Raw genomic sequence first — 1,745 nt, forward strand, 5'->3', positions numbered from 1 at the left:
ACTTTTTCTGCTACCTTAGAAGGATAGAGTGTATAACCCCAATTCCAGACCGTGGGATAAATAGTATTAAAGTTTAAATCAGCCAACCTATCAAGGGCATCTTTTAGGGTTTGCGGTTTAAATAATACCTCACTATCGATATTAGTTAACCAAACTCCACGAATTTCGGGTTTTTCTTGGGGTTGATTGGTCGATTGTGCGGGAAAATTAAAGGTTATCGTCATGATAAAAGCAAAGATAATTAAAAATATTAACCAGCTTATTTTCCCGTATCTTTGACTATAAATCACCAAACTATCGGCGAAATTATTAAAGGTTTTACTGATTCTATTCATAATGGGAAGTGGGTGAGTTGGGAAGTGGGGAGACTTTTCGGTTATCAGTTCACTGATAACTGATAACTGATAATGGCTAAAATAACTAAATTATCTCTCCAAATTGCGAGGATCTAGGGCATCGCGTAAACCATCACCGAGTAAATTAAAAGCTAAAACGGTGAGAATAATTAACAAAGCAGGTGGCCAAATTAACCAGGGTTGTAGAACAATAATTGAGGCATTGGTAGCCAGAGAAAGCATATTTCCCCAACTAGGATCTGGTTGTTGAATTCCCAAACCAATTAAACTTAAAACCGATTCGGCCACGATAAAACCAGGCACGGCTAACGTAGCAGAAATAATGATATAACTGGCAGTTTGGGGCAGCACATGACGCAGAATAATATAAAGGGGTTTTGCTCCCATAGCTTTAGCAGCCTGAATAAATTCCTGTTCTTTCAGGGATAAAACTTGACCGCGAATTACCCGCGCTAATCCCGACCAACTGATAAAAGAAGTAATCAGGACGATTAATAAAAAGCGTTGGGTGCTGGTTAATCCTGCGGGTAAAACGGCCGCTAGGGCCACGAGTAAATATATGCCGGGGATAGTCATTAAAACTTCCACAAAACGCATTAAAATCGCATCTAACCAACCGCCAAAATAGCCAGAAACGCCACCGACAAATAAACCGATAGGGAAAGAAATTAAAATCCCGACCAAACCGATAAATAAACTAATTCTGCCCCCGAAAATCAAGCGACTAAAACTATCGCGTCCCGATTCGTCGGTTCCCAATATATTGATTCTACCATCGCCGATGACTCCGAACAGATGGAGATCAAAAGGGATACCGGGGAATAAAGTTACTTCCTGCCATTTTGGCGGCAAAGGTAGGCGAATTTGACCGAAATTATAGGTTTCACCCTTAACCAAGAGACGCAGCGGCAAGGGTTTGTTAAAATCTCTCATTAGCTTCCGCTCACCAGTTTCTATATTAATAGCACTTTGAGTGGTGGGATAGACGTGGGGGCCAATCCACTCACCCTTGTTACTTCCCGACTGCGAGCGCCAAAAGATTTGGGTGGGAGGGAGGAGAGACTGACCGGGTTGGGAGGAGTAGGGAGAGTAGGGAGCGACAAAATCCGCCGCCATTACGCTTAAATAGAAGATTAACAGTAAAACTGCTCCCCAACGGGCGAGAGGATTATCTTTGAGTTTGTGCCACCAGTCCATAGGCGATGAGGTCAATAGGAGAGTTAATCTTTATTTTGCTAGTCTGATTGCTACAATTTATCATACCAACAAAAAAGCTGTCTAATGTTTATTAATCCCCTTGTTTATGAGAAATCTTCTGTCTATCGTCAAGATTTTGAGACAGCGCAACCGTTTAAGCATTTGGTCATCGATAATTTTTTAGTTAGGGAG

2 protein-coding genes and 1 pseudogene are annotated in these 1,745 nt (G+C 41.5%); 1 reads left to right on the forward strand and 2 read right to left on the reverse strand.

The window, feature by feature from the left end:
- Together PX636_RS17530 and PX636_RS17535 are read right to left on the reverse strand one after the other, a co-directional pair.
- Positions 1-335 (reverse strand): family 10 glycosylhydrolase (locus PX636_RS17530; RefSeq protein WP_288118082.1); only part of this gene is annotated, 335 nt, incomplete at its 3' end.
- Positions 336-425: 90 nt separating this feature from the next.
- Entirely contained in the window at positions 426-1,553 is a 1,128-nt protein-coding gene (locus PX636_RS17535) for an ABC transporter permease (RefSeq protein ID WP_288118083.1), read from the reverse strand.
- 84 nt (positions 1,554-1,637) lie between these two features.
- On the opposite strand from PX636_RS17535, the pseudogene PX636_RS17540 reads away from it, so the two are divergent.
- Positions 1,638-1,745, forward strand: a pseudogene (locus PX636_RS17540) (2OG-Fe(II) oxygenase); the annotation flags it as partial.

It is taken from the genome of Microcystis sp. M53598_WE2 (assembly GCF_030067735.1).
Classification (GTDB): Bacteria; Cyanobacteriota; Cyanobacteriia; order Cyanobacteriales; family Microcystaceae; genus Microcystis; species Microcystis aeruginosa.

Bases quoted from the DNA above. Each gene is read 5' to 3' on its own strand.
- PX636_RS17535 (WP_288118083.1), bottom strand. From the start codon at position 1,553: ATGGACTGGTGGCACAAACTCAAAGATAATCCTCTCGCCCGTTGGGGA.